Source organism: Bacillus sp. AFS037270 (assembly GCF_002585305.1).
Genome location: NZ_NUNF01000066.1, coordinates 21,596 through 28,397, shown reverse-complemented (window position 1 = coordinate 28,397; position 6,802 = coordinate 21,596). Strand labels below are relative to the sequence as shown.

Annotated in this window: 6 protein-coding genes and 1 riboswitch; of the genes, 4 read left to right on the top strand and 2 right to left on the bottom strand. The window is 38.2% G+C overall.

The window, feature by feature from the left end:
* The first annotated feature begins 612 nt into the window (after positions 1–612).
* A complete protein-coding gene (locus COD92_RS26505) occupies positions 613–846 on the top strand; it encodes a hypothetical protein (protein WP_098531724.1) in 234 nt (77 codons plus the stop codon).
* Between the two features lie 78 nt (positions 847–924).
* Positions 925–1,008, top strand: a riboswitch (cyclic di-GMP riboswitch).
* Positions 1,009–1,036: 28 nt separating this feature from the next.
* A complete protein-coding gene (locus COD92_RS26500; RefSeq protein WP_141561147.1) occupies positions 1,037–1,159 on the top strand; it encodes an anti-repressor SinI family protein in 123 nt (40 codons plus the stop codon).
* Between the two features lie 226 nt (positions 1,160–1,385).
* Here the strand turns inward: COD92_RS26500 and COD92_RS26495 are convergent, their stop codons facing one another.
* The gene (locus COD92_RS26495; protein ID WP_141561146.1) at positions 1,386–2,435 is read right to left on the bottom strand and encodes a lactonase family protein; all 1,050 of its coding nucleotides are present in this window, start codon (positions 2,433–2,435) and stop codon (positions 1,386–1,388) included.
* Between the two features lie 121 nt (positions 2,436–2,556).
* A complete protein-coding gene (locus tag COD92_RS26490) occupies positions 2,557–3,717 on the bottom strand; it encodes an ROK family protein (protein WP_255286730.1) in 1,161 nt (386 codons plus the stop codon).
* 185 nt (positions 3,718–3,902) lie between these two features.
* Here COD92_RS26490 and COD92_RS26485 point away from each other — a divergent pair, with 185 nt between their 5' ends.
* Positions 3,903–6,053 (top strand): glycoside hydrolase family 52 protein, encoded by a 2,151-nt coding sequence (locus tag COD92_RS26485; protein WP_098531728.1) that lies wholly within the window; start codon positions 3,903–3,905, stop codon positions 6,051–6,053.
* Positions 6,054–6,163: 110 nt separating this feature from the next.
* Positions 6,164–6,802 carry a YesL family protein gene (locus tag COD92_RS26480; RefSeq protein WP_098531729.1) on the top strand — a complete coding sequence of 213 codons (639 nt, stop codon included), beginning with the start codon at positions 6,164–6,166 and terminating at the stop codon, positions 6,800–6,802.

Sequence of the window (6,802 nt, the reverse complement as noted above, 5' to 3'; positions counted from 1 at the left end):
AAAATAAACCGTTGTTGACACAATCTAAAAACCTCCGAATAGTGGTTGTTTTACCAGAATGATAACCGCGCAGAAACGAAGCAACTCATGCAGCAGCAGATGGAGTGGCAATAAACTGTCTCGCCATTTACGTGCTAATAACCAAGGTATTGATTAGAAAAACATGGAACAATTAAAAGAAGATAACACTTATGGTATTCTCTATGTCCTTTTTTAGTCTCCATCACTGTTCATACAGATCTCCAAAAGGATAGATGTTCGATTACACAGATCGTTCTTTCCGTCAATAGCTGCTCCTGCTAACTCGTAAAAGGAATGGATGGAATACAATACGGTCATCGATCTACAGATCAGGAATTAAGATTAATTCTGCCTATAACACTCCTTGTGAAAGATAACCCATAATATAAAGCAATGCTGAATCTTCTTCCCTGCAGCAGGAAGAAGGAATTGCCGTACACCTTACAGGGGAGATTATACAAGTTTAGAATTATAGGCTAGAGATTTTCTTATGGGTAAAATTAATTTAATTTACAAAATTCTGTATTTTTCTTATAATGAACATTAGTTGTTCTTTTTAAGGAACAAATACTAAAAAAAAGAAGGGAAATCATGATATATCCAATAATAAAACAAGGGGATCAAAATCACCTTGTGAAAGACTCCTATCAATGTTTATGTGGTCTAGAATTTAATAAGGAAAAAACTATTAAAAGAAAAACCCTGAGAAAAATTAAATTCATTGAATTAGGTCAGGTAACCTGTCAGAAATGTGTTTTAAAACTTTTAACTATTAATAAGGATTTTACAAAAATTGTCGAAAGTTTTGGAAAATTTTTCATTTAGATTCAAAGAAGACTATAGTACTATTAGTATAGTTATTTAACTTTTTAATACTTTAAGACTCTAACACTTTAATACTATACAAGATAATGGCAAACCATTCGAAAGAATGGGGCGCAAAGCTCCAGGTCTAAGGTTTTTAACTAGGATGGCTGAGTTACCTAAAGTAGTAACATTTTTAGGAGGGTAAATTGTGTCCGTATTAACTGCTGCTGAAAAAGAACTAGATAGTGAATGGTTAGACCTAATTAATGAAGCTAAAAACCTAGGACTTTCCATTGATGAAATTAGGGATTTTATATCAAATCCTAAGTAATATATTCCTTAGAAAATTTTTAAAAGCAGATTAGAGTTCAATATACTAAACAATTCATAAGGGGTACTATGCAACAATTTTTCATAATATTCACAATATACGATAAAAATCTGCCACGACGCACAGTATTTTTATTAAGGAGAAATGTAAATAAATGCCCTACAACACAATAAAAACAGCTTAACCAATTGTTAAACAATTAGTTAAGCTGTTTTTTTAGTATAAATTAATAATTCAAAAACTTCACACAAACCCCATAAGGCACCGTAATATCAGAAGTAATCAACGTCAATCTCCCCGAAACTTCATCCCTCGAATACAACACGGCATTGCCTGACTCCTGATTCACAGCAACCACAAACTTCCCGCTAGGATCAATCTCAAAATCCCTTGGCCAATCTCCTTCAGTAGAAGTATGCTCCACAAACGTAAGCTCACCAGAACCTGGATCCACACTGAAAACGGCAATACTGTTATGCCCGCGATTGCCCGCATAAACAGAACGGCCATTTGCAGATATATGTATCGCACTGCCCTGATTATTTTCTTTAAAATCCTCAGGTAATGTAGAAATATATTGAACTTCAGTAAAATGGCCATTTTCTGGATTATAGTTTAAAACAATCACCTCAGAACTGAACTCTGTCATTACATAGGCCATATCCCTATTTGGATGGAAAACAAGATGTCTTGGGCCGCTGCCTGCTTTTACAGGTAAAAGATTCACCTGGGTAAGAGTTCCATCTTCCTCCACGGCATAAGTAATAACAGCATCAATACCTAATTCACAAACAGCAAGGTACTTTTCATCAGGTGTTAGTTCAGAATAATGGGTATGAGGCTTTTCTTGTCTTGGGTCTGGACCTGATCCTTTATGCTCGCTGATGGAAGCATAAGGTAACACAGAGCCATCCTCTTGGTTAATAAGATGGGATTGAACAAGCCCCTGGTGGTAGTTGGCACCAAACACCATACGGTTCTTGCTGTCTACACTCACATAACACGGCGGCGCTCCTGCTAAAACTTCGCTGTTAATGGCTGTTAGGTCTCCTGCTTCACCAATAGAGTAAGCGGCGATACCGCCAGTATCTCCTTCTTTAACAACCGAGTAAAGGTAGCGATTGTCTTTGCTAATTGCTAAATAGGTAGGATTCCCTAACTCAGCAGCCACCTTTATGTCCTCAATTCTTGCTTCATCTGTATTCAGTGTAAAGGAATAGATTCCTTTACTATCTCCCTTTGTATAGGTTCCGATATAACCTTTATAGTTGGCCATCATTTACACTCCTTCAGAATTGGTTTCGTTTTATTTTATCAAACATTACCAATTATTACTCAATTAAAGGACCGAAGCTTTTTCTGTTATCGTATTTCCGGTAAATCAAAATACACTCCTATTACTGTGATATGACTATATCCTTAATAAAGTTTTCTACAGCGAAGGCTGCTACGCCTAGGGCTGAAGAATAAATGGATAGTGTTGAAAAATAAATCTCCATTTCATTCTGGTGAAATGATAAGGTATGTTTTTTAATCGTTCTTCTTATTGGTGCTTCAAGCCACTTCTTTGCTTTAGCAAGTCGATTCCCGATAATGACTTGCTCTGGATTAAATGTATTTATTATGTTATTAAGGCCATAACCCAGGTAACAGCCAATTTCCTCAAAAAGTTCCAGTGTATCTTTATCATCTTTCTCAGCTAGTTGAATTAATGATTCAAGTGTCGCGGCCTTATCCTTGGTCATTTTTAAAAGAGTATGTTCTGAAGCGTACATTTCCCAGCAACCTCTGCTTCCACAGCTACAGGGTCTTCCGTCAACATCGATGATCATATGGCCAAATTCTCCAGAATAGCCGTTATTTCCTTGATACAACTCACCATTCAGGATGATCCCAACCCCAATACCAATTCCAGCACTTATATAGATGATATTTTCGTGATGTTGACCTGCACCAAATTGTTTTTCAGCATATGCACCAGCATTTGCTTCATTTTCTATGATAACGGGTAGTTTAAATACTTCCTCAATCTCTGCCTTTAAAGTGACGTATCTCCAGCCTAAGTTAGGGGCAAGTAACACCATTCCTTCTTTATCAACAATACCTGCAACACCCAATCCCACACCAACTACACCATATTTGCTTTGAGGCATTTCATGAAGCAGGCTATGGATAGCTGTTTTGACTAACTCTTTAACAGCTGGAAAACTGGAATCTTGGATAAGCTGGTTTTTTTCAATGATAATATTTCCTTTTAGATCAGTTAAAACACTTAGGATATAATTAACCCCGATATCAATGCCAATTGCGTATCCCGCTACCTTATTAAAGTGAAGAAGAACGGGACGTCTGCCGCCGCTGGATTCACCTGGGCCAGATTCATAAATGAGCTCTTCCTCTAATAATTCATTTACCATTGATGAAACAGTGCCCTTATTTAGACCGGTTACCTGAGCAATGTCTGCACGTGAGATCGGTTCTTTATCGATAATCATTTGCAGTACCAATGATTTGTTATTTCTTTTTACAACTTGTTGATTCCATGTAATGGTTGTCAATGTAAAAATCTCCCTACGTTCGTTATCGTATCTATATCTTAACATAAACTTAGTTTATTGAATATACAAACAAAGAAAAGGATGCTATAATGCTATTATATTCGGTAAGAAATAACCTCTGACTAGCTTAAGAACAACGCAATTTGCGCAAATCTAATATTATTTGGAGAAAGAAGGGGAACTAGTTGACAAAAAACATGTTTTTCAACGCACATCATTCACCAATCGGAGCCTTTTCAAGTTTTACCCTTGGTTTTTATGGGAATGGCGGGGGGCTCGATTTAGAGCTTGGCCGTTCACCCCGAAAAAATGTCTATGTTGGTGTTGAATCGTCAGAACGTGAAGGAATCTATGAAGCACTTCCATTCTTTGAACTAGAAGATGATGAAAGTAAGCGCTATGATATCGAAAATATGGATCCAAACCCAGATAAGCCGCGCATCATTTTACCTTTTGAGAAGGAAAAAATAGAACGGAACTTTCAGTTAGGAACGGATTCTTGGAAGGCGGGCGACTTAACTTTCACCATCTATTCTCAAGTCCAATCCGTACCAGATCCGGCTGCAGCCGCAGAAGAGGAACTGAAAAATGCTTTAATCCCAGCTGTTTGGGCAGAGCTTACCATTGATAACACACAAGGAACAAAAAGCCGCCGTGCATTTTTTGGATATCAAGGAAGTGACCCATACAGTTCAATGCGTCGTATGGATGATACGTGTGATGGGATTGCGGGGATTGGACAAGGTCGTTTAACAGCGATTACCACAAACGACCCTGAAGTGAAGTCAGCTCTGCACTTTAGTTTAGAAAATATTTTAACGACACCCTTTGAAGAAAACTGGACCTTCGGTTTAGGGCCTGTCGGGGCACTGGTTGTGGATGTTCCTGTTGGACAAAAACGCACCTATAAATTTGCCGTCTGCTTCTATCGTGGGGGCTATGTAACAGCAGGGTTAGATGCTTCTTATTTATATACGAGATATTTTCCAAACATCGAATCTGTAGCGGCCTTTGCCTTAGAAAATTTTGATCAATTCACAGCAGTTGCAAAAGAATCCAATCGTTTAGTAAGTGATGCGGATTTATCAGATGATCAAAAGTTTATGATGATTCATTCGATTCGCAGCTATTATGGCTCTACCCAATTGCTTGATGTAGATGGAGACCCGTTCTGGGTGGTAAACGAAGGTGAATATCGGATGATGAACACCTTTGACTTAACGGTCGACCAAATATTCTTTGAGTTAAAAATGAACCCATGGACCGTAAAAAATGAGCTGGACATGTTTGTCAGCAGATTTAGCTATGAAGATAAAGTGCGTTTCCCAGGAGATGAGACAGAATATCCGGGCGGTATCAGCTTTACCCATGATATGGGGGTTGCCAACACGGTCTCCCGTCCACATTATTCTTCCTATGAGTTATACGGTTTAGACGGATGTTTCTCTCATATGACCTATGAGCAATTAGTTAACTGGGTGTTATGTGCATCTGTATATGTAGAACAAACAGGAGATACCGATTGGTTAAACGGGAATTTGGATGTGTTCGTCCGCTGCTTTGAAAGCATGTTAAACCGTGACCATCCGGAAGCCGATCAGCGGGATGGCATTATGGGGCTCGACTCCACACGCGTAATGGGCGGTGCAGAGATTACCACTTATGATAGTTTAGATGTTTCACTTGGGCAGGCAAGAAATAATATTTATCTAGCAGGAAAAACATGGGCATCATATGTTGCTTTAGAAAAACTATTTAAAGAAAATGGGTTGGCAGACCTGTCTAAACAGGCTGGAGAGCAGGCAGAAAAATGTGCTTCGACGATTGCAAGCAATGTGACAGCAGGAGGTTATATTCCTGCCGTTATTAAGGAAGGTAACGATTCTAAAATTATTCCTGCTATTGAAGGACTCATTTTCCCTTACTATACAAACAACAAAGAAGCACTGGATCCTAATGGCCGTTTTGGAGCCTATATCCAAGTGTTGAAACAGCACTTAACAACTGTATTAACAGAAGGGGTCTGCTTGTTTGAAGATGGCGGTTGGAAGATTTCGTCAACGAGCAATAACTCGTGGTTAAGCAAGATCTACTTAAGCCAGTTTATTGCCCGTGAAATTCTTGGCTGGGAGTGGGATGAAAAAGGGGCAAAAGCAGATGCAGCCCATGTAGCTTGGCTGACACATCCAACTTTATCTGTATGGAGCTGGAGTGATCAAATTATCTCTGGTGAAATTGCAGGAAGTAAGTATTACCCGCGTGGAGTAACGAGCATTTTATGGCTTGAGGAAAGCAGAAAATCTGCCCCTTTAGTTGCTTCTTCACAGACTGAGTAAAAGAATAGGAGACTGTCTGGTAGTAACTGGACAGTCCTATTTTTTAGAAGGAGTAAGGCTATTTGTGTCAAAATATTAGATAATAATTGATCAACAGAGGTGAAATGGCTATGCAAATTAATTGGGTAGTGGGAAAAGCTTATACTTTTTGTGAATGGGTGATGAAACTTGCCTATGTCAATATTTTATGGACACTATTTTCCCTTCTTGGTCTGATTTTTTTAGGTGCTGCCCCTGCCACCGCGGCATTATTTTCCATAGTAAGAAAATGGCTGATGGATGAAACCGATCTGCCCATTTTCCGTACCTTTTTAAACACTTATAAAAAGGAGTTTGGAAAAGCAAATAAGCTTGGCTGGCTAATGGCCATAATCGGAATGTTTCTGTATATTGATTTTAAGTTTCTTATTAATATTGGTGGAACCATTCAATATGTCCTATCCATTCCATTGCTCATCATCACCCTATTATTTTTCATTACCCTACTTTATATTTTTCCTGTTTATGTCCACTATGAACTCCGTTTGGGTCAGTATATTAAAAATTCCTTCTATATAGGGATTATTAATATGCATATCACGATTTTGATGATTGCTGCCATGGTTTTATTAGTGTTACTTTATAGCTATTTTCCAGGGTTTGTACCGTTTTTGGGTGTAAGTCTAGTGTCTCTCATTATAATGATAGGGGCAAAACAGAGTTTTCATAGAATCGATGCAAAACAAAAAAAGCTTACATTACAAAATTAA

Coding starts and splice junctions, on each gene's coding strand:
- COD92_RS26505 (WP_098531724.1), top strand. CDS start 613: ATGATATATCCAATAATAAAACAAGGGGATCAAAATCACCTTGTGAAA.
- COD92_RS26495 (WP_141561146.1), bottom strand. CDS start 2,435: ATGGCCAACTATAAAGGTTATATCGGAACCTATACAAAGGGAGATAGT.
- COD92_RS26480 (WP_098531729.1), top strand. CDS start 6,164: ATGCAAATTAATTGGGTAGTGGGAAAAGCTTATACTTTTTGTGAATGG.